General features: G+C 68.3%; 18 protein-coding genes and 1 pseudogene. 10 read left to right on the top strand and 9 right to left on the bottom strand.

Translation table 11 applies throughout. From position 1 onward, the window contains the following. Positions 1-301: 301 nt before the first annotated feature. The 6 genes from FHT08_RS12200 to FHT08_RS12175 form a co-directional block, all read right to left on the bottom strand. Entirely contained in the window at positions 302-1882 is a 1581-nt protein-coding gene (locus FHT08_RS12200; RefSeq protein WP_166775213.1) for a gamma-glutamyltransferase family protein, read from the bottom strand. Continuing rightward, positions 1882-3342, bottom strand: coding sequence for an AtzE family amidohydrolase (locus FHT08_RS12195; protein WP_166775212.1), 1461 nt, complete (start codon positions 3340-3342; stop codon positions 1882-1884). Before FHT08_RS12195 ends, FHT08_RS12200 begins: the two co-directional genes overlap by 1 nt. 4 nt (positions 3343-3346) lie before the next feature. Further along, on the bottom strand, positions 3347-4528 hold the full coding sequence (locus FHT08_RS12190; RefSeq protein ID WP_166775211.1) for a nucleoside hydrolase: 1182 nt from the start codon (positions 4526-4528) through the stop codon (positions 3347-3349). Positions 4529-4616: 88 nt separating this feature from the next. Continuing rightward, positions 4617-6188: an adenosine deaminase gene (locus FHT08_RS12185; protein ID WP_166775210.1), complete on the bottom strand. Its 1572-nt coding sequence runs from the start codon at positions 6186-6188 to the stop codon at positions 4617-4619. Positions 6189-6699: 511 nt separating this feature from the next. After that, positions 6700-7659, bottom strand: a complete 960-nt coding sequence (locus FHT08_RS12180) for a PDR/VanB family oxidoreductase (RefSeq protein WP_166775209.1) — start codon at positions 7657-7659, stop codon at positions 6700-6702. Between the two features lie 17 nt (positions 7660-7676). Beyond that, positions 7677-8729, bottom strand: a complete 1053-nt coding sequence (locus FHT08_RS12175; RefSeq protein WP_104607091.1) for an aromatic ring-hydroxylating dioxygenase subunit alpha — start codon at positions 8727-8729, stop codon at positions 7677-7679. Between the two features lie 127 nt (positions 8730-8856). Between FHT08_RS12175 and FHT08_RS12170 the strand changes: the two genes are divergently transcribed. Together FHT08_RS12170 and FHT08_RS12165 are read left to right on the top strand one after the other, a co-directional pair. Continuing rightward, positions 8857-9774, top strand: coding sequence for a LysR family transcriptional regulator (locus FHT08_RS12170; RefSeq protein WP_104607090.1), 918 nt, complete (start codon positions 8857-8859; stop codon positions 9772-9774). Positions 9775-9842: 68 nt separating this feature from the next. Further along, complete coding sequence (locus FHT08_RS12165) at positions 9843-10649, top strand: TatD family hydrolase (RefSeq protein ID WP_166775208.1); 807 nt, start codon at positions 9843-9845, stop codon at positions 10647-10649. 18 nt (positions 10650-10667) lie between these two features. Here the strand turns inward: FHT08_RS12165 and FHT08_RS12160 are convergent, their stop codons facing one another. Together FHT08_RS12160 and FHT08_RS12155 are read right to left on the bottom strand one after the other, a co-directional pair. After that, positions 10668-11336, bottom strand: a complete 669-nt coding sequence (locus FHT08_RS12160; protein ID WP_166775207.1) for a hypothetical protein — start codon at positions 11334-11336, stop codon at positions 10668-10670. A gap of 412 nt (positions 11337-11748) precedes the next feature. Next, a complete protein-coding gene (locus tag FHT08_RS12155) occupies positions 11749-12636 on the bottom strand; it encodes a LysR family transcriptional regulator (protein ID WP_166775206.1) in 888 nt (295 codons plus the stop codon). Between the two features lie 16 nt (positions 12637-12652). Here FHT08_RS12155 and FHT08_RS12150 point away from each other — a divergent pair, with 16 nt between their 5' ends. After that, on the top strand, positions 12653-14023 hold the full coding sequence (locus FHT08_RS12150) for an MFS transporter (protein WP_166775474.1): 1371 nt from the start codon (positions 12653-12655) through the stop codon (positions 14021-14023). Between the two features lie 64 nt (positions 14024-14087). On the opposite strand, the gene FHT08_RS12145 is transcribed toward FHT08_RS12150, so the two are convergent. After that, entirely contained in the window at positions 14088-14516 is a 429-nt protein-coding gene (locus FHT08_RS12145) for a MerR family transcriptional regulator (protein WP_166775205.1), read from the bottom strand. Between the two features lie 89 nt (positions 14517-14605). Here FHT08_RS12145 and FHT08_RS12140 point away from each other — a divergent pair. The 7 genes and pseudogenes from FHT08_RS12140 (at position 14606) to FHT08_RS12110 (ending at position 21763) form a co-directional block, all read left to right on the top strand. Further along, positions 14606-15541, top strand: a pseudogene (locus FHT08_RS12140) (alpha/beta hydrolase). Positions 15542-15807: 266 nt separating this feature from the next. Further along, positions 15808-16689, top strand: a complete 882-nt coding sequence (locus FHT08_RS12135; RefSeq protein WP_166775204.1) for an NAD-dependent protein deacetylase — start codon at positions 15808-15810, stop codon at positions 16687-16689. Between the two features lie 61 nt (positions 16690-16750). Further along, entirely contained in the window at positions 16751-17869 is a 1119-nt protein-coding gene (locus tag FHT08_RS12130) for an NADH:flavin oxidoreductase/NADH oxidase (RefSeq protein WP_166775203.1), read from the top strand. A 37-nt stretch (positions 17870-17906) separates the two neighbouring features. Then, positions 17907-18782, top strand: coding sequence for an NAD(P)-dependent oxidoreductase (locus FHT08_RS12125; RefSeq protein ID WP_166775202.1), 876 nt, complete (start codon positions 17907-17909; stop codon positions 18780-18782). 395 nt (positions 18783-19177) lie between these two features. Beyond that, positions 19178-19570: an XVIPCD domain-containing protein gene (locus FHT08_RS12120; protein WP_166775201.1), complete on the top strand. Its 393-nt coding sequence runs from the start codon at positions 19178-19180 to the stop codon at positions 19568-19570. Positions 19571-19638: 68 nt separating this feature from the next. After that, positions 19639-20490, top strand: a complete 852-nt coding sequence (purU, locus tag FHT08_RS12115) for a formyltetrahydrofolate deformylase (RefSeq protein WP_166775473.1) — start codon at positions 19639-19641, stop codon at positions 20488-20490. 133 nt (positions 20491-20623) lie between these two features. Next, positions 20624-21763, top strand: a complete 1140-nt coding sequence (locus FHT08_RS12110; RefSeq protein ID WP_104607081.1) for an MFS transporter — start codon at positions 20624-20626, stop codon at positions 21761-21763. Positions 21764-21769 lie beyond the last annotated feature (6 nt).

Below are 21769 nucleotides of genomic sequence, written 5' to 3'. Positions count from 1 at the left end.
GGGTTGATGCGTCTGTCGAAATAAGCGCGGCGAAGTACCTACTCATCGCCCCGCATGCCCAAGAAAGCAAATGCATTCTGTCCGGTGATCGGCGTGGTTGAGTCCGCCATCGTCGCCTTGGAGAGCATGCCCAGAGTCTATGACATGTGCACCTTGTCGGCCTGCCCGGGCTGGAGTCTTGATCCTGTGCGCCCGCCTCTACTGTCCTGCAGGGTGACTGGCGGACCCATAGCTTGATTGGCTGCCAGCAACGTCTGCCCGCCACGCACTCAACTGCAGGAAGCGGCAACACGCCCAACCCTTACCAGCCGGCCACCGCACCATCGGAGCGCGGATCGCTTGCCCCGCTGATCACGCCATCCACCTCGCGCACCAGCGCGCCTGCGTGTCCCATCACCGAGCTGTAGGCGGGCAACAGGTCCACTGCGTGCCCGGCATCACGCAGTGCCTGCACCAGTGCCGGATCAAAGCGGTCTTCCAGCTTGAGTGACGTGCTGTCTTCGCCCCAGGTGCGTCCCAATAACCAGCGTGGTGCGGTGATGGCCTGTTGCAGCGGCACGCCGAAACGGGCGTAGCGGGAGAAGATCGCGGCCTGGGTCTGTGGCTGGCCTTCGCCGCCCATGGTGCCGTAAGCCATGACGCGGCCGTCGTCGAAGGTGGCCAGTGCCGGGTTGAGGGTGTGGAAGGGTTTGCGCCCAGGGGCGAGCGCGTTCCAGCCGTCGGGGGCCAGGCGGAAACTGCAGCCACGGTTTTGCCAGGTGATGCCGGTACGCGGCAGCACCAGGCCGGAACCGAATTCGAAATAGGTGGACTGGATGCAACTGACCGCGCGGCCGTGCGCGTCGATGGCGCCGAACCAGACGGTGTCGCCGGCTTGCGAGGGTTGCGGCCAGGGCCGTGCGCTGCGCATGTCGATGCGTGCGGCGAGCGCATCGAGTGCGGCACTGTCATCGAGCAGCGCCTGCGCATCCAGCGTCATCCAGGCGGGGTCGCCGAGGTGTGCGTCGCGGATCAGGAATGCGTGTTTGCTGGCTTCGATCAGGCCGTGGAGGTGCGCATAGCTGTCGGGCTGTTCGGCCTGCAGGCGATCGAACAAGGCAAGGATCAGCAGCGAGGCGAGGCCTTGCGTGGGCGGTGCGTGGTTGTAGAGGCGCGCGCCATGGATGGCGACCGAGAGCGGTACGCTGGCGTCGGCACGGTGGCTTGCGAGATCGGACGCGCGCAGCGGGCTGCCGAGTGCCTGCAGGTCGGCGGCGATGTCGTCGGCCAGTGCGCCGCGATAGAAACTGTCCAGGCCCTGGTCGGCCAGCCGCTGTAGGGTGTGTGCGAGCTGCGCCTGCTGCAGCAATGCGCCTTCGCGCAGCGGCGTGCCGTGGGGTTCGAAGATGTCCGCGTAGGCGCCGGGTTGCACGCGCAGTTCGTCGCCCTTGCCGGCAGCGATGTGCGCGCCGCCCAGCGTCACCGGCACGCCGGCGCTGGCGTGGTGGATGGCATCCTGCAACAGGCGCTGCAGCGGCAGGCTGCCGCCTGCGTGCTGCAGGGCAAGCGCCCAGCCGGAGACGGTGCCGGCGACGGTATTGGCCGCGCCCGGGCCGCGCCACGGAATGTTGCTGTGGCCGCGATAGAACTCCAGGTTTGCGGCCTGTGCGGCGCGGCCGCAGGCATCGATGGCGTGCACGCGGCCGTCGGGGTCGTGGATCAGCCAGAAGCCGTCGCCCCCGATGCCGGTCATGTGCGGATACACCACGGCCAGGCAGGCGGCAGTGGCGACGGCCGCTTCGATGGCATTGCCGCCGTCGCGCAGCACATCGCGCCCGGCCTGTGCGGCCAGATGGTGCGGGGCCACGACCATGCCGCGGCGTGCGCGCAAGGTGTGCAGCATCAGCGTGTCTCCGGCGGTGGGCTGAAGGCCAGCAGGCCGTCGCGTTCGAGTTGCGCGGCGAGTGCGAACAGGCGGTCTTCGCGGCCGGGTGCGGCGATCAGCTGCACGCCCAGCGGCAGGCGACCGGGGCGCGGCAACGGCGCGGCCAGCACCGGGCAGGCGGCCAGGCCGAGCGGCTGGGTGAAGATCCCCAGGTTGGCGCGTGCGGACACCGGCAGGCCGTCGATCTGGATGGTGTCCTGGTCGATGCGTGGCGCCACGCAGGGGGTGGCCGGCGCGATCAACACATCCACCTCGTCCCAGAGGCGCTGCATGGCGGCGTCAAACCACTGCGCGAAGCGGTGCGCATCGGCCACCGCGCTGGCGGGCAGTTGCAGGCCGGCAAGCAGGCGGTCGCGGGTGGCCGGGTCGAACTGCTCGGCCTGCGTGCTCAGGCCGGCGCGATGGCGGTGGCCGCCCTCGGCAGCGGTGAGCACGAAGGCGGCGGCGCGGGCGCGTTCTGCTTCGGGTAATTCGATGAGGGTGCTGCTGTTGCAGGCGGTCAGCAATGTGCCGAGGCCGGCGTCCAGCTCGGGATCCAGGTTGCGCTGGAACCAGCCGCCCAGGCGGGCGATGCGCAGGCTGCCGGCATTGCACGACGCCAATGGGCGACCGAGCATGACTTCATGGACGCGGCGCAGGTCGGCGATGGAGGTGGCGAACGGGCCGACCACGTCCAGCGCATCGACGAAGCCGAACACGCCATCCAGCGGCAACGCGCCGTGCGTGGGACGCAGGCCGTACACGCCGCATAGCGCGGCCGGGACGCGGATGGAACCGTTGGTGTCCGAGCCCAGCGCGAACGGCACCAGCCCGGCGGCCACTGCGGCGGCCGAGCCGCCCGATGAGCCACCGGCCAGATGGCGGCGATCGTGCGGGTTGGCGGTGGTGCCGTAATGCGCGTTGACGGTGGCGAAGCCGTAGGCGAACTCGTCCATGTTGGCGGTGCCGACCAGCACCGCGCCGGCGTCGCTCAGCCGTTGCACCACGGCCGCATCGCGGCTGGCGGGCGCGCACTGCGCGCGCACGACGGCGCCAGCGGTGGTGACCTGGCCGGCGACGTCGAACAGATCCTTGACCACGAACGGCACGCCGGCCAACGCACCGCCGTCGCTGCCTCCGGCCAGCGCGGCCTGCACGCGCGCGGCATCGGCGGCGGCGCGTGCGGGCAGCAGGCGGGTGATCGCGCGCAATTGGTCGTTGGCCTGGCTGATGCGCGTGAGCGTCTGGGTGGCATGGCGTGCGGCCAGGGTGGGCTGGCCGCGGGTGGTGCTGACGATGGAGTCGATCAGCCCGCGCGGGGTGGTGGTGTCCGGCGCTGCGGGGCGCGGCGCGTTGAAGCTGGCGAGCAGCTGCGCGTGGCCACGCAGGACCTCGGTATTGCGATCGATGCCGGCCTGCCACTGCGCTGGGAGTTGCATGGGGTCACCTGGTTGGGAGCGGGGATTCGCTAGTTGGGATTCGGGATTGGGGCGCCGCAGCCTCATCCGCGCCTCGGGCCGCTTCTCCCGAGGGGAGAGGGGGAAGCGGCAAGCCGACTGCTGGTGGTTGCGGCGCGGTGAGATGGTCTACCAGCAATTGTTCGAACGCCTCGATATCCACCGCGTGCACCACCGTCTGCGCCTGTTCGCCCAGCCCCGGTTGATAGCCCGGCGCCCACGACAGGATGTCGCCGTAGCCGGCATCGAAGGCGGTGTTGGTATCGACGTAGAGCGTCTCGGTCCGTGTCGCCAGCTCGGGGCGCAGCCATACCGCGGTGGCCAGCTCGTCCCACATCGGAAAGCCCGCTTCGCGGCGGCGCAACGCGTGGCCGATGCTGGTATCGGCCGCGCTCATGCGCGCCAGCAGGTCGGGCGTGAGTTCGGTCGCGGTCGATGGATCCACCGGCACCATGGCGATCCTGCGCCAGGGCGCGCGCATGACGATGCTGGCCGCTTCCGGATCCCAGCGGATATTGAATTCGCGGCGTGGCGAGTTGACGAACTCGCGTGCGAATTGCTGGGCGCTGATGCTGTTGCGTTGCTGGCGCGGGTTGAGGCTGCCGCCCATGTAGACCAGCTCGCGCGCCAGCGTGGCGAAGGCCGGATCCAGCGATTGCGCGATTGCCAGATTGGTCAACGGGCCGGTGGCGATGATGCTCACCTCGCCCGGATACTGGCGCACCATGCGCAGCATGAACAATGCGGCCGGCTCGTCGGACGCGCGCACCACGCTGGGATTGCCCAACGGCAGGTCGGGCACCACGTCGTGGGCGTGATACCGCGGCGCGCTTTGCACGGTGTCGCCATCCACCCAGTGCCTGGTCCAGGCACCTTTCCAGACCAGCTTGCCGTAGAGCGCTTCCCAACGCTCGGTGGCCCGTTCGCTGTTGAGCAGCGGATGCACCGGGCCGGGTAGCACCGGGATGTCGGGGTGCCCGGCCAGTTCCAGCAGGCGGCAGCTATGCGCCAGCACTTCGTCGCGCCAGATGTTGCCGCTGACCGCGCTGATGCCCAGCACCTGGACCTCGGGCGACTGCAACAGCAGCAGCTGCGCGGGCGTGAAGCCGTCGATGTCGTCTTCGAGAATGACGCGGCGTCTGGATGAGGTGGCGTGCGGGTCGGTCATTGCGCTTTTGTCGTGGAGGTTTAATACATTGCAACGGCGATGGATCGGAAGTCGCGTTGGTAGGAGCGTGCCTGCGCGCGACGGGGCGTTACCGGTAAAGCCCGTTCGCGCTCGGGCGCGCTCCTACCTGCAACAGCGTGCGCTCGTACAGGGCAAGGTCGGTTTCCAGTTGCCATTGCAGCCGTGCCTTCTCGCTGCCCTGGCGGAATGCGCGACAGGCAGCATCATCGGTTTCGCGCTGCAACGCAGTGGCGCAGGCCTGCGCAGCGCGACCGTCGGCATCCCACAGGCTGGTGCCGGGCAGGAAGCTGTAGGTCAAGCCGTTGCGGGCGAGCTGCTTGAGCGTGGGGTAATCGATGCCTTGTTCCTGCATTGCGCGTTGATATTCGTGGGTCATGTCCGCGCGGGAGACGCCGGCATCGTCGGTGGACAGCACCACCGGCACACCGGCGCGCAGATACATCGCCAGCGGATGTGCGGGGCCTTTGACGCCGAGAATCACATCGTTGCTGGTGAGGTTGATCTCCACCGCAACCTGCTGGCGGCGCATGCGCTGCAGCAGGCCATCGGCGTCGTCTTCATAAGGCAGGTCCACGCCATGACCGATACGGCGTGCACCGGCATCCACCGCCTGGCGGATATGCGAACGCAGTTGCGCCGGCGGCACCAGGCCCAGGGCCAGCTCGCCGGCGTGCAGGGACAGCGGCACGTCGGGATAGCGCGCGGCGAAGAAACGGAACATCGCCATATGCCGCGCGTAATCGGCCAGCGCCACCGGGTTGTCTTCGGGCGCGACGATGTTCAATGCCACCGCGCGGCTGCCGCCGGCGGCGATCAGGGCGTGCGCCAGCGCCATCTGCCCGAACACCATCGGCTGCGGCAACACGCGCAGCACGTAAGGCACGTAGCGGTAGGTGACCCGGCAGCCGGGACGTGCATCGGGCTGGTCGCAGTGCAGCACGCGGCGCACCTGGGCATCGGTGTCGGCAAGCGCGCGTTGTGCGGCCTGCACCAGCGGCGGCAAGGCATCCTGCAAGGCGCGCAGGTTGGCCGCGTCGTCGCCGTCCTTCCAGGGCAGGGACTGCATCTGGTTTGCCGCCTGATCCATCTGCGGCGGATTGGCGATGATTTCCATATAGGGCACGCGGTCGCGTGCGGCCTGCTCCAGCACTGCGGCCACGGTGTCGGCAACCCGCACGCGCACCACCGCATCGAACCTGCCGAAGGTGCCGAAGAACTGATCGTGTCCGGTGGGCTGCGACGGGCTGGGCAGGAACTTGCGCATCGACAAGGCGTCCACCACCCGGCCATACAGCGCGGCATTGCGCGTTGCCAGGTCGCGTGCCGGCTCCTGGCCGTTGCCACACGGCGGCGCGCGCAGGCTCAGGTCGTCCAGTTGCACGCAGGCGCCATCGTCGCTGGCCCACTGCAGGTAGTCCTCGGCATATACCGAACCGGACAGATGGTTGTGCAGGTCGCCGCCCTTGGGCATCGCCTGCAGCCAGGCACGCAGCTGCGCAGGCTGATCGGCGGCGGTGCGCAGCTGCTGCGCCACCTGCTGCTCGCGTTGCTGTGCAGGGGTGGCTTGGCTGCGTGCCTGTGCGGCGGTGGGCAACAGCAGGCATAGCGCCACAATCAGACTGCGATGAACGGTGGACATGCGATGGAGAACTCGGAGAGAAAAAGCGATGGCGCAGTCACGCCGCCGATATGCGAAGCATGCCTTGCAGCGTGGTGGACGGCCAGCGCTGGAGTGGTTTTTTTGCTGGCGCTGAAGATCGTGTTGGTCGCCAGGCACCTGGGTGAGGTTGCAAGACACTTGTGGCTGCATGAGGCAACGCATCACCAGAAATGCCTGCGGATCGACAAGTGCGGTACCTAGTTTTCTTCGCCGTGCCTTGCAGATCCACACGCGATACGCTGCGCAGCGGCACGCTAGTGTTGACTCTCCAGACGAGAGCAACGCACAAACCTCGCTGCAACCACCACGCCGTTTCCGGCACCGGGCACGCGACATATTGCGGAGGCGCAGCGGCGTGCAGGCCGTGACGATCGCTGGCACAACGCCTTGTCATATGCGGCTTAGCGGTCGCATCGGCAGGGTCGCCTGCATAAGTGCATGTCCGCGTTCACGGCATCGCTGCGTATGCAACCGCCGCACACAGACCGCCTCAAAGATCCAGCACCAGCCGCGGCGAGCGGCTACGCGAACAGCACAGCGTGATCTGCCGGTTCTGCGCGTGTTCGCTGTCGCTGAGCACACTGTCGCGGTGATCGGGGGTGCCCGCCAGGACGCCGGTCAGGCAGGCGCCGCACATGCCCTGCTCGCAGGACAGCGGTACCTCGATGCCGGCATCCAGCAAGGCACTGGCGATGCTGCGGTCGGCCGGCACCTGCACCACGCGGCCGCTGGCGGCCAGCTCCACGTCGAAGGTGCTGTCGGCATCGTGGGCGATGCCGGGCTCGGCGGCGGCGAAGTGCTCGCGGTGCAGTTGCTGCGCCGTCCAGCCGTGCGCCTTGGCAAGCAGCATGAAGTGGTCCATGAACGCAGCCGGCCCGCATAGATACAGCTGATCGCGCGCACGCGCCTGGCCCACTTCCTCGGGCACATGCACGCGCGGGCTTTCGCCGCCATCGCTCAGATGCACCTGCACCTGGCCATGCGCGAAACCTTGCTGCAGCCGCTGCCCGAACGCCACATCGGCGTGCCGGCGCGCGTAGTAGTGCAGCACGAAGGGTTCGCCGCGCGCTTCCAGCGCTTCGGCCATCGACAGCAGCGGGGTGATGCCGATGCCGGCGGCCAGCAGGACGTGGCGCTCGCCCGGATGCAGCGGAAACAGGTTGCGCGGTGTGGAGATGCGCAGGCGGTCGCCGGTGCTCAGCTGCTCGCACAGATGCCGCGAGCCGCCGCGCGAGGCGTCGGCCAGCTTCACGCACAGCAGATAGTGGTCGCGCACATGCGGTGCGCTGGCGATCGAATACTGTCGGATCATGCCGTCGGGCAGATGCAGGTCCACATGCGCGCCGGCCTCGAAGGCAGGCAATTCCGCACCCACCGGCTCCAGCCGGATCGCGCGTTGGCGATGGCCCTGGTCGAAGACCTCGGCGACGCGGACCTCGTGCAGCTGCATGGCGTGCTCCTCGGCGGTCAACGGAGGAAGAAGTCGCTGTAGCCCTGGCTGCGCAGGCCGCGGCGGTAGGCGATGGAGCTGCGATCGGCCGGGATATGCACTTCCAGCAGCGGGTCCAGCGGCAGGTATTCGGGGCGCTGCGCCTCGACCATGGCGCGGTCTTCCTCGAACACGCGCAGGTTGAAGGCGTGTACGTCTTCCACCGGCAGGTGGGTGTCGAAGTTGCGCGCGATCGGCACCAGCAGGCGCGTCCTGTGCTTGGACACCGGGCTGGCCGCGTTCATGATCACCAGCCGCTTGCCCGGCACCGGGAAGTGGATGGTGAGGGTGGCGGTGAAGGGCAGATGCACCTCGAAATGGCGCAGCCACTGGAAATCCGGGTCCACGTCCGGCAGCGGCATGTCCACCGAATAATTGGCCACCGCGCTCAGGTAGTCGGCATTGAAGCCGGTCGGCGTCTCGGTGGTGGTGTAGGCCGGCACCTCGCGCTTGTCCGGCTGGGCGAAGGTGGCGGTGTGCACGAAGGCGAAATGCGCCACGTCGATGAAGCCTTCCAGCTGGCGCGCGGCACTGCCGCCGATGTCGAAGGCCGGGCACACGATCTGCTGGAAGCCGTCCTCGTCCCAGCCGGGCATCGGTGGAATCTGCACCTCGGCCGCGCTGACGCCGGCCGGTTTGGCCAGGCACACCCAGATCAACCCGTAGCGCTCGGCCACCGCGTAGGTGTGCAGGCGCATCTTGGCCGGGATGTTCTGGCCGGGGCTGGCGGGGATGTGGTTGCAGCGCCCGCCCGAGCCGAAGCGCAGCCCGTGGTAGGCGCAGACCACGCCGCCGCCATCGGCAGTGCCCATGCTCAGCGGCACGCCGCGATGCGGGCAGACATCGCGCGCGGCCACCAGTTCCTCGCCCAGCCGGTACAGCACCAGCGGCTCGTCCAGCAGGGTGGCCTTGAACGGCGCCTGCCCGACCTCGCTGCTCAGCGCCACCGCATGCCAGTGCTGGGCTAGGCGCTGCCAGTCGGCGGCCTCGAAGGTGCAGTGCAGCGGCAGGGTGGGGACGGCGACATCCATGGGTGCAGTCTCTGGCGTAGGGCGGGAGCGGTGCCGGATTGACTCTAGGAAGCCGGGGGTGTGTTATCAAACATCGATTTTCAGCCAAGCCATTGCAAAAAATGCAACGCCAACCGAGCCCTGCCGCATGCTGACCTTTTCCCGCTTCACCCGTTACTTCATCGAAGTGGCCCGCTGCGGCAGCATCCGCAAGGCCTCCGACGTGCTGCACGTGTCGGCGTCGGCGATCGACCGGCAGATCCTCAAGGCCGAGGAAGAGCTGGGCGCGCAGCTGTTCGAACGCCTGCCGGGCCGCTTGCGGCTGACCGCGGCCGGCGAGCTGCTGCTGGTGGACGTACGCGGCTGGGAGAAGGCCTACGCGCGCACCCTGGAGCGCTTCGACGAGCTCAAGGGGCTGCGCCGCGGGCATGTGGAGATCGCCATGATCGACGCGCTCAGCGAGGGCGTGGTGCCGGCGGCGGTGGCGGCGCTGGTGCAGGAATACCCCGGCATCACCTTCAACCTGTCCACCGCGCGCAACCAGCGGGTGATGGAAATGGTGACCTCGGCCGATGTGGACATCGGCCTGCTGCTGGACCCGGTGAGCAGCGTGGACCTGGAGGTGCGCGCATTTGCCGACATCCCGTTGGGCATTGCGATGCCGGTCGGCCACCCGCTCAGCACCCGTCGCGAGCTGCAGCTGAGCGAAACGCTGGAACACCGCCTGCTGCTGCCGGCCGCCCCGCTGATCGTCGGCGAGCATGCCAAGGTGCTGTACCAGCGCCAGCACATCGACGTGAAGCGGCTGACCCACTGCAACGATGTGCGCACGCTGCGCGGGTTGGTGCGTGCCGGTGCCGGCGTGGGCCTGATGTCGTGGCTGGACGCCGCGCCGGATGTGGCCGACGGCCGCCTGGCATTCGTGCCGTTCCGCCGCCACCTGACCAAGCCGATGACGCTGGCGCTGTGCGTTGCCCCGCAGCGGCAGCTGTCGCGCTCGGCGCTACTGACGATCCAGGCGCTGGCGGCGAAGATCGATGCGATGGTGGTGCCGGTGGTGGAGTAGCCGCTCTGCGAGCGCGGCCAACCCCCACTCGTTACACTTGCCCGGCTCTCCCCACACGACACCGCAGCATGCAGTTGATCGATATCGGCGCCAACCTCACCCACGACTCCTTCGACCGCGACCGCGACGCGGTGCTGCAACGCGCACGCGACGCCGGCGTTGCGCACTTGGTGATCACCGGCGCCAGCCGCGAGCATTCGCCGCTGGCCTTGCAGCTGGCCCAGCAGCATCCCGGATTCCTCTACGCCACCGCCGGTGTGCACCCGCACCACGCGGTGGAGTTCACCGCCGAATGCGAGGCCGAAATGCGCACGCTGCAGGCGCACCCGCAGGTGGTGGCGGTGGGCGAATGCGGGCTGGATTACTTCCGCGATTTCGCCCCGCGTCCGGCCCAGCACAAGGCCTTCGAGCGCCAGCTGCAACTGGCTGCCGACAACGGCAAACCGCTGTTCCTGCATCAACGCGAAGCGCACGACGATTTCCTGTCGATCATGCGCAGCTTCGACGGCCGCCTGGGCCCGGCGGTGGTGCATTGCTTCACCGGTACCCGAGAAGAGCTGTTCGACTACCTGGACCGCGATTACTACATCGGCATCACCGGCTGGCTGTGCGACGAGCGCCGCGGCGTGCATCTGCGCGAGCTGGTGCGCAACATCCCGGCCAACCGGTTGATGATCGAAACCGACGCGCCGTACCTGCTGCCGCGCACCCTCAAACCGATGCCCAAGGACCGCCGCAACGAGCCGATGTTCCTGTCGCATATCGTCGAAGAACTCGCGCGCGATCGCGGCGAGGACGTGGCGCTGACCGCGGCCAACAGCACCGCGGCGGCGCGTACGTTCTTCCGCCTGCCCGCGCCTGCAGCCGCGGCATGACCTGCGCGGCGTGGGCGCTCACGCCGCCAGCAACTCCCAGCCCTGCGCATCGCGCAAACGCAGCCCCGGTTGCGGTGCATCCACGCTGACCCGCACGCCGGTGGCCCATGGCAGCTGCCGCTGTTGCGGAAACCAGCGCCGCGCCTGATCGACCACGATCAACAGGCCATCATCGTCGCCCAGCGCGGCAAAACCCTCGAGCACCGGCGCAAACGGCCGCACGCCGAAGTGATGGGCGACGCTGCTGGTCACCACTGCGACATCGTTGCTGGGTAACCCGATCTCGCTCACACAGAGCAACTCGTCGCCGTGGAACGCACCGTCGCCGGTGGCCACGTCCTGCACCGCCCGACGCGCGATCAACTCGAGTACCGCGCCATCGGGGCCGGCGAAATACACCGATTGCGACTGCCATACGCCGTCCAGTTGGAACTGCCGACGGCCGTGTGGATCGGCAAGCAGGGTGCTGCGTGCGCCGATCCATTGCGTAGCGGCGTCGAAGCGCGACGGCGCCACGTTGAACGCCAGATGCACGCTGCCCACCGGCTGCTGCGCCTGCACGCATTCCAGGCTGCTCCAGCCGATGCGAATGGTGCTGCCGTGCTGCGGCAGCTGCAGCACCTCGCGGTAGAAGCGCAGGCTGAGGTCGGGGTCCAGGCAGGGCAGCAACAGATGGCGAAGATGCATGGTGGGCGCAGGTGATGGAAGGTGCAGGCATTGAACGACCTCAATCGCGGTTGAGGTCAAGCGGTGTGCCGGAATGGCGTGCACTGATTCGGCAGGGCACGTGCGTGCGCAGGCAACGTGCATGCTGTCTGCAGCGAAGGCCCTGGCCGCGATGATGTCGCCACGCAAACAGCATCGCGGGCATGTGCGCATCCAAAGGATCAACGGCCGCTGGTGTGGCTGAGGGTGTGTCGATCAGACCTCGGCGCAAGAGAACCAGCGCCATCGCTGATGGCGGGCAACGCAATCCAACATCTTTCCGCATGAGCAGGTGTAGGAGCGCACTTGTGCGCGAGGGCGTTACCGGGAGAGCCACATCGCGCACGGGTGCGCTCCTACAAAAACCGTGCTGTCGGCTCAAGACCACCCAGGCTCACAGCACGTCCGCCAGCGCCCACAGATGCCGCACCAGCGGCGCGGTGTCCAGGGCGCCCGGCGCGACTGCCAGGGCCAGCCGGGCCCGCGGCATCTGGCCTTCGATATCCAGATAGCGCACGCCGGGCAGCTGCAGCTGCGCGGTGGAGGCCGGCACCACCGACACGCCCAGCTCGGCGGCGACCAAGTTGACGATGGACGACATCTGCGGCGCCTCCTGGGTGATGCGCAGGGTCACGCCGGATTGCCGGCAGGCGGCGAGGATCTCGTCGTACAGGCTGGAGCCGAAGCTGCGCGGGAACAGGATGAACGGTTCGCCCGCCAGCGCGGCCAGCGGCGCGCGGTTGCGGGCGGCCAGGCGATGCGCGGTAGGCACGGCGATTTTCATCGGTTCGTCGGCAAAGCGCAGCAGTTGCAGGTCGGGCGGCGTGCTCAGGCCGTAGCGCACAAAGGCCGCGTCCAGGCGGCCATCGGCCAGGGCCAGCAGCAGCCCGGCAGTGTTGGTTTCTTCCAGTAGCAACTCGACCTGCGGCCATTGTCGGCGAAAGTCGCGGATCAGGTGCGACACCACCGGGTTGAATGCGGCCGAGGCGGTGAAGCCTAGCCGCAGCCGGCCGGATTCACCGCGCGCCACCCGCCGTGCGGTTTCCGCAGCGCGCTCTACATCGGCGAGCACGCGACGCACCTCGACCAGGAACGCCTCGCCGGCCGGAGTCAACTCGGCGCCGCTGTGGGTGCGCCGGAACAGCGGCGTGCCCAGATCGCGCTCCAGCGCCTGGATCTGCTGGCTTAACGGCGGCTGGCCGATGCCGACCCGCGCTGCGGCGCGGGTGAAGTTGCCCTCCTCGGCAACGGCGAGGAAGTAGCGCAGGTGGCGGAGTTCCATGCTATCTGTTCTGCATATGGCAACTGCAAGCATCATATATTGGACAGGGGGTCATGGCAGGCGAATACTCGCCGTCCCGTGTCTCGTCGCTGCTTCCGTGTCCTCTCCTGATCGCCGCACCGGCCGCCTGCCGGGCGCCACCGCCGGCCCTGCCGACAACGCAGCCGCCGCGGATGCGCCGGCCAGCGGCCGCATCCGCCTGGCCCTGTTCCTGGCCGGCTTCGCCACCTTTTCGCTGCTGTACAGCGTGCAGCCGGTGCTGCCTGAGTTTGCGCGCGTCTTCGATGTGGACGCGGCCAGCGCCTCGCTGCCGCTGTCGCTGGCCACCGGTGCGCTGGCGCTGGCGATCTTCTGCGCCGGCGCCGTGTCGGAGAACCTGGGCCGGCGCGGTCTGATGTTCGTGTCGATCGCGCTGGCCGCGCTGTTGAACCTGATCGCCGCCTTTCTGCCGCACTGGGGCGCGCTGGTACTGGTGCGCACCTTGTCCGGTATCGCGCTGGGCGGGGTGCCGGCGGTGGCGATGGTGTATCTGGGCGAGGAACTGCCGGCCAACAAGATGGGCGCGGCCACCGGCCTGTATGTGGCCGGCAATGCCTTCGGCGGCATGAGCGGGCGCATCGTGATGAGCGTGCTGACCGATCACTACGACTGGCGCACCGCACTGGCGGTGTTGAGCGTGTTCGACCTGCTGTGCGCGCTGGCGTTCTTCTGGTTGCTGCCGCCGTCGCGCAACTTCGTGCGCCGGCACGGCATCAACCTGCGCTTCCATCTGCGCGCCTGGGCCGGGCATCTGCGCGACCGCAACCTGCCGTTCCTGTTCGCGCTGCCGTTCCTGTTGATGGGCGTGTTCGTGTGCCTCTACAACTATGCGGGCTTTCGGCTGGGCGGGCCGGAATTCGGCTTGAGCCAGAGCCAGATCGGCATGATCTTCAGCGCCTATGTGTTCGGCATCGTCAGTTCGTCGGTGGCCGGTGCGGCATCGGATCGCTTCGGGCGCGGCCCGGTGGTGACCACCGGCATCGTGCTGTGCATCCTCGGCGTGGCGCTGACCCTGGCACATGTGCTGGCGCTGGTGGTAGGCGGCATCGTGTTGCTGACGATCGGCTTTTTCATTGCGCATTCGGCGGCCAGCGCGTGGGTGAGCCGGCTCGGCGGCGCGCACCGCAGCCACGCCGCATCGCTGTATCTGCTGGCGTATTACGCCGGTTCCAGTGTGATCGGCGCGCTCGGCGGCTGGTTCTGGCAACACGGCGGCTGGGGTGCGCTGGTCGGCATGTGCCTGACGTTGTTGGCGCTCGCCTTCGCGGCGGCCTACGTGCTGCGCCAGCGCGCCGACGACGCGCGGCCCTATGGACGCCTTGCGCCGCATCCTGCACGCGGCGAGTGACGCAGATCGGCCGACGCGTCCAAGAGCGACTGACACCACGACTGCGCGGTATTCGTCAGCCGCTCTAGCGCGCCCGCTTGCTGCGTTTGGTCTGCGCTGCAGGCGGCAGCGTGGCCACTGCATCCGCCGCACCCTGCGCCAGGGTTTCCAGCAAACGCGCACGGCGCCGTTCCAGGTCGGCCAGCTGGCGCTCGATCAGCTGCAAGCGTGCCCGATGCGCCTGCGCGGTTTCCGGGCACATCTGCGCGCCTTCCACCAGGCGCATGCAATCGGGGAAGCCGAGGATGTCGTCCAGGCTGAAGCCGGTGGCGATCAGCCGCTGAATCTGCCGCACCTGTGCAACGCAGGCGGCGGGAAACACCCGATAGCCATTGGCGCTGCGCGAGGAGGTCAGCAGGCCATGCGCGTCGTAGTGGCGAAGCGAGCGCACGCTGGCGCCGGTCTGCAGCGCCAGCGCGCCAATGCTCAGCGATGGTTCGGACGATGTGGCCATGCGCCCAGCATACGTTGCACGTAACGCTTGACCCTCACATTGGTGTGAGGCGCGAGGATGCAGGCTCCCATTGTCTGGAGCTCACTCCGATGCCTGTTCGCTTTCTTCCCGTCATTGGCGTGTTGCCGATGCGCTGCCTGCTGGCCTGCCTGCTGCTGGTCCTTGCAACCTTGGCTGCGGCGGTCCCGGCGGACACCCCGGCTTCCCGCAGCTACACCGTTACCGCGCCCGACGGCGTGACCCTGGCGGTGCAGGAGCATGGCGCCGCCGATGGCCGGGCAATCGTGTTCGTGCACGGCCTGCTCGGCAGCCGCATCGATTGGGACGCGTAGCTGGCCGATCCGCGCCTGCAACGCTATCGACTGATCACCTACGACCTGCGCGGGCATGGGCTGTCCGGCAAACCGGCCGCAGCGTCCGCGTATCGGGAAGGCATGCGCTGGGCCGACGACCTTGCCGCCGTGTTGAAGGGCGCAAACGCACGCGATGCGGTGCTGGTGGGTTGGTCGCTGGGCGGTGCGGTGATCAGCAACTACCTCACCCGCCATGGCGATGCGGGGCTTGGTGGCGTGGTGTATGTCGACGGCGTAATCGAATTGCGTGCAGAACAGCTGGGCGCGCATCCGGCGATCTATCGCGATCTGGTCTCCGACGACCTGCGTACGCACCTGCAGGCGGTGCAGGACTTCCTGCGGCTGTGTTTTGCCACCCAGCCGCCTGCGCCGGTGTTCGCCACCTTGCTGGCCAATGCGTCACTGGCCTCGTGGGACATGCAGCGTGCCGTGCAGGGCATGTCGATCGACGTCGCCGGGCTGCAACGCACACAGCTGCCGGTGTTGCTGATGTACGGCGCACGCGATGCACTGGTGAGCACCGGGCCGACGCTGGCGCGTGCACGGCAGCTGCAGCCGCGTGCGCAGGCGCGTCTCTACCCAGATGCAGGTCACGCGCCATTCCTGGAGGACAGCGTGCGCTTCAATCGGGACCTGGTGCAGTTTGTCGAGCAGGCGCGGGTTGCACACTGAGCGTCAGCGTCCCTGGCCCGCAGCGCCGATGGGTTGAAACAGTTGCGCGCGGCCGCGGCGTGATGCCGTACCGGCTTCACGGATGCATCCGGTCCGGTGCGTGGCGCGTACAACGTCCTGACCCGCACGCGGCGGCGGCCGTGCGTCATGCGACAGTGCGACGCGCTTCGCGCAAGCCGAACCGTTCCCACCGTCGACGCCGCGCCGCAGCGGGCAAACCGTTTGCCGCTGGTGCAAAGTGATCCCGTCGCTTCCGGACTTACCAGATGACTGCTGTCCCTACCCAAGACCCCCGCGCGCTGCAGGACTTCGTCGAGCGCCATCGGCGCCTGTTCGTGCTTACCGGCGCCGGCTGCAGCACCGATTCGGGCATTCCCGATTACCGCGATCTGCAAGGCGGCTGGAAGCGTCCGCAACCGGTGACGTTCCAGGCGTTCATGGGCGAGTTGTCCACGCGGCAGCGCTACTGGGCGCGCAGTCTGGTCGGCTGGCCGCGTTTCGGTTTGGCGCAACCCAATGCCACCCATCACGCACTGGCTGCACTGGAAGCGCGTGGCCAGTTGGAAGTGCTGCTCACGCAAAACGTGGATCGCCTGCACCAGGCGGCCGGCAGTCAGGCGGTGATCGATCTGCATGGCCGGCTCGATGTGGTGCGTTGCATGGGCTGCGAGCGGCGCATGCCCCGTACCGAATTCCAGCGGCTGCTCGAGCAGGCCAACCCCGGCTGGGCCGACCTGGACGCGGCGCAGGCGCCCGATGGCGATGCGGACCTGGACGATGTGGCTTTCGACAGCTTTGCGGTGCCGCCGTGCCCGGTGTGCGGCGGCGTGCTGAAGCCGGATGTGGTGTTCTTTGGCGAGAACGTGCCGCGCGAGCGCGTGGAGCGTGCATTTGCGCATCTGCAGGCGGCCGATGCGGTGCTGGTGGTGGGCTCGTCGCTGATGGTGTATTCGGGCTTTCGTTTCGTGCAGACCGCTGCACGCAACGGCCTGCCGATCGCCGCGCTCAACTTCGGGCGCACCCGTGCGGACGAGCTGCTCAGCCTGAAGGTGGAACAGTCGTGCGCGCAGGCGCTGGCGTTCCTGCACACCCCGTTCGATCCGCTGCGTGCACGCAGCGTCAATGACAACAGCGCGCGCCCGGCATGACGCAGTGATCCATCGCAGCGGTTGTGTCCACGCGCGCTGCGCAGTGCAATGGGCACCCCCCGTGTCATCTGTGGATGCCCCCTTGAGCCAGCTGTTCTCCCCCATCCGCTTCGGTCCGCTTGCGCTCGCCAACCGGATCGTCATCGCCCCGATGTGCCAGTACTCCGCACAGGACGGCCGCGCCAGCGACTGGCACCGCATCCATCTGGGCACCTTGTCGCAATCCGGTGCCGGCCTGCTGATCCTGGAAGCGGCCGCGGTGCAGCCGCAGGGGCGCATCTCCTATGCCGACCTTGGCTTGTACGACGATGCCACCGAGCAGGCGCTGGCCGAGGTGCTGGACGCGGTCCGGCGGTGGTCGCCGATGCCGATCGGCATCCAACTGGCGCACGCCGGGCGCAAGGCCTCCACCGATCTGCCGTGGAACGGCGGCGAGGCGATCGCACCGGAGCACGCGCATGGCTGGCAGACCGTGTCCGCATCGGCGCTGGCGTTCCGTGACGGTCAGCCGTTGCCGCAGGCACTGGACGAGGCCGGCATCGATGCGGTGGTACAGGCCTTTGTCGATGCGGCACAGCGTGCCGAACGCCTGGGCCTGGCGCTGATCGAGCTGCATGCCGCGCATGGCTATCTGATGCATCAGTTCCTGTCGCCGCTGAGCAATCGGCGCAGCGATGCGTATGGCGGTTCGCTGGAAAACCGCATGCGGCTGACGCTGCGCATCTTCGACGCGGTGCGCGCAGCGGTGTCGGACAAGATTGCCATCGGCGTGCGCATCTCGGCCACCGATTGGGTGGAGGGCGGCTGGGATATCGAGCAGAGCATCGCGCTGTCCAAGGCGCTGGATGCGCGCGGTGCGCACTACATCCATGTCTCCAGCGGCGGGCTGGATCCGCGCCAGCAGATTCCGGTGCAGGCGGGCTATCAGATTCCGTTTGCGCAGCAGATCAAGGCGCAGGTCAACACGCCGGTGATCGGTGTGGGCCTGATCACCGAGCCGGCGCAGGCCGAGGCGATCCTGCAGGACGGCCAGGCCGATGCGATCGCGCTGGCGCGCGGCATCCTGTACGACCCGCGCTGGCCCTGGCATGCCGCCGCCGCACTTGGCGCATCGGTCACGCCCTCGCCGCAATACCTGCGCTGCGAGCCACGCGATGCGCGTGGCGTATTCGCCAGCTGATCCATCCGATAGACGTCATAACGAACAAGGACAACGCATGCCGATAGGATTTCTGGGCTTGGGGACGATGGGCCTGCCGATGGCGCACAACCTGCTGCGCGGCGGTTTCGAACTGAGTGTGTGGAATCGCTCGCCGCAGCGCGCGCAGTCGCTGCGCGAGGCCGGTGCCACGGTGATGGATGCGCCGCGCGACGCCGCGCACGGCCCGTTGCTGTTTTCGATGCTGGCCGACGACAACGCGGTGCGTGCCACCGTGCTGGAGCAAGGCGTGCTGGACGCGCTGCCGGCCGGCAGCGTGCACGTCAACATGGCCACCATCTCGGTGGCACTGGCGCACGAGCTGACCGCCCTGCATGCCGAGCGCGGCGTGGCCTACGTGGCCGCACCGGTGCTCGGCCGGGTCGATGTGGCCGAAGCCGGCAAGCTCAACATTTTGGCCGCCGGAGACGAGGCGGCGCTGGCGCGGGTGCAGCCGATGTTCGATGTGCTCGGTCAACGCACCTGGGAGATCGGCCGCACCCCCGAGCAGGCCAACGCGGTCAAGCTGGCGGCCAACTTCTGCCTGGCCAGCGCGATCGGCGCGATGGCCGAAGCCAGCGCGCTGGCACGCGGCCACGGTGTGGACGCCACCCAGTTCCTGGGCATGCTCACCAGCACCTTGTTCGCTGCGCCTGCATACCAGGGCTACGGCCGCCTGATCATGCAGCGCGACTACCTGCCGGCCGGCTTCACCGCCACCCTGGGCCGCAAGGACGTGGATCTGGCAATCCAGGCCGGCGCGGACAAGCAGGTGCCGATGCCGCTGGGCGAGTTGCTGCGCGCCGGCCTGGACGAGGCCATCGCGCATGGCGACGGCAACGCCGACTGGGCCGTGCTGGCAGAGGTGTCGGCGCGGCGGGCCGGGCAGGCCTGATCGCAGCCTCCGCAAAGCGGAGCTAGCCGCTCCCCCGGCGGGGTGGGACGACACGGCTTGCGCGTCACTGGCGCGCGCGCCTTGGAGCGCCCGCGCTGCCAGCGCAGGCCGGCGCGCGAAGAGGGGCGCGGAGAGGGGTTGGGGTGAGCGGACGAGGCGACGCACACGTGCAGCAGATTTCGCACACCGTCAGCTACATCTGCTACCCGCTCTCAGGCCCCTTCGCTTCACAGCAACACAGCCCACCTCGTGCTCACCCCAACATGCAGCAGACCTTCTAAAATGCCGGCTCGTGACAGCCGCCGCTCCAGGGAGGATGCGATGCGACACCTGCATAACACGCGCGGTTCGACCGCGCGCACACCGCGCGCACCGACCTGCGCCGGTGGTACACGATGACCGCCGTACCGGTCGTCGACCAGGGCCCGGTGGGCCCGGACCACCCCGACCATCCGGACCACTATCTGTTCGCGCAGATCCGCGAAGCGGTGGCCGCGCTCGATGCCGAGTTGAACAAACCCACCGACGAAGCCAGCGTCCGCATGGCCGCGCGCCTGCTGCCGCTGGCCAAGCAGCATGGCTTTGACCAGGTGGATTACGTGGTGCTCAGCCGGCACGTCGGCGAGGTGGGCGAGAACGTGTTTCTGGTGCGTGGCGAACTGGCCGACCCGGCGCATCTGCGCGCGCACATCACCACCCAGGAAGCGATGGAGACCTCGGTGGAGGCCTCGATGGCGCAACTGGACGAGATCAATCGGCGGCTGATGCTGCGCCTGCCGCCGCGCTGAGTCGCAGCGGAAAGTTACGGGCGCAAGCACTGCGCCCGCAGCCAGGCGCATTGGCTATCATTGTGCCGATGCGCTCCGACTACATCCTCACCCTGTCCTGCCCCGACCGCACCGGCATCGTCTATCGCGTGACCGGGCTGCTGTTCGACCTGGCCTGCAACATTCTCGACGCACAGCAGTTCGGCGACGACGAAAGTGGCCGCTTCTTCCTGCGCGTGCACTTCGACAAGCCGCCGGGCACCGACATTGCCGGGCTGGAACGCCGTTTTGCGCAGCTGGCCGATGAATTCCGGATGGACTGGCAGCTGCACGATGCGCGCCGCCGCGCGCGCTTGCTGGTGCTGGTGAGCAAGCAGGGGCATTGCCTCAACGATCTGCTGTTCCGCATGCACAGCCGGCAATTGCCGGTGGATATCGCGGCGGTGGTGTCCAACCACGCCGACTTCGCGCCGCTGGCCGCCTCCTACGGCATCGCCTTCCACCATCTGCCGGTGAGCGCCGACACGCGCGCCGCGCAGGAAGCGCAGTTGCTTGCGCTGGTCGAGGCGCTGCAGATCGATCTGGTGGTGCTGGCGCGCTACATGCAGATTCTTTCGCCCGAGGTGTGCCGCGCATTGGCGGGGCGGGCGATCAATATCCATCACAGCTTCCTGCCCAGCTTCAAGGGCGCGCAGCCGTATCACCAGGCGCACGCACGCGGCGTCAAGATCATCGGCGCCACCGCGCATTACGTCACCGAAGATCTGGACGAAGGCCCGATCATCGAACAGGACGTGGCACGCGTGGATCACGCGATGACACCGCGCGATCTGGTGCGGCTGGGCAGCGATACCGAGTCGCTGGTGCTTGCGCGTGCGGTGCGTCGCCATGTCGAGCACCGCATCGTGCTCAATGGCCATCGCACGGTGGTGTTTCGCTAGCGCCGTCGCACATCCCCACGGACGGTTGCAGCACGCGCAATGGAGCGGTGGCCGGGCCAGGTCCGGCCAGCGCACGCGCCGGCCTGGTGCCACCGTCGCACTCTCCTCGCCGCTTCCTCCTGGAATTGTTTGCATGTCGCTTGTCCCCGGCTCCAGCGCTCGCGCGCAACAGCACGCCACCCGCGCGGCGTTCTTCATTCCCGGCTTTGCTGCCGCGGTCTGGGCGGTGCTGGTGCCGTTCGCCAAGGCTAGGACCGGCGTGGATGATGGCGCGCTTGGCCTGATCCTGCTGTGCCTGGGAGCAGGCTCGTTCCTGGCGATGCCGCTGGCCGGCGCGGTGTCGGCGCGCTTCGGTTTCCGTGCGGTCATGGCGGTGACGGCGGCGCTGATCTGCCTGAGCCTGCCGTTGCTGGCGGTTGTCGCCGATCCGTGGTTGCTGGGTGCGGTGCTGTTCGTGTTCGGCGCCGGCGTGGGCGCGATGGATTGCGCGATGAACATGCAGGCGGTGGTGGTCGAGCGCGATGCCGGGCGCGCGATGATGTCGGGATTCCATGCGTTCTTCAGCATCGGCGGTTTCGTCGGTGCCGGCGCGATGACCTTGCTGCTGTCGGCGCAGGTCTCCCCGCCGGGCGCGGCGCTCGCCGGGGTGATCGCCATGCTCCTGGTCGGGGTGGCGTCGGTGCGCCACTGGCGGACCGAGCGCGTGGCGCAACAGGGGCCGTTGCTGGCGCTGCCCAGGGGTATCGTGCTGTTCATCGGCATCCTGGCGTTTGTGGTGTTCCTGGCCGAAGGCACCATTCTGGACTGGAGCTCGGTGTTCCTGGCCGATGTGCACCAGGTCGACCCGAGCACCGCCGGCGTGGGTTATGTGGTGTTTGCATTGACCATGACGGTGACGCGTCTGCTGGGCGATGCGGTGGTGGAGCGCCTGGGGCGCATCCGCTCGATCGTGGTGGGCGCGCTGCTGGCCAGCGCGGGCTTCTGCGTGCTCACGCTGGTGAGCCCGTGGCAGGCCTCGTTGGCCGGTTACGTGTTGGTCGGCCTGGGCTGCGCCAACATCGTGCCGGCCCTGTTCTCGTTGGCCGGCAACCAGACGCGCATGCCGGAGAGCATCGCCATCACCGCGGTCACCACCCTGGGCTACGCCGGCATCCTGGCCGGGCCGGCATTGATCGGATTCGCCGCGCATGGCATCGGCCTGGTCGGCGCCTTGCTCGGTGTTGCGGTGCTGATGGTGGCGGTGGCGGTCTCGACGCGTTGGTTGAAGGTGTGAGTGTTG

This window comes from Xanthomonas sp. CFBP 8151, assembly GCF_011761885.1.
GTDB classification, from domain to species: domain Bacteria; phylum Pseudomonadota; class Gammaproteobacteria; order Xanthomonadales; family Xanthomonadaceae; genus Xanthomonas; species Xanthomonas arboricola_B.
This window is presented reverse-complemented; position numbering and strand designations above follow the sequence as displayed.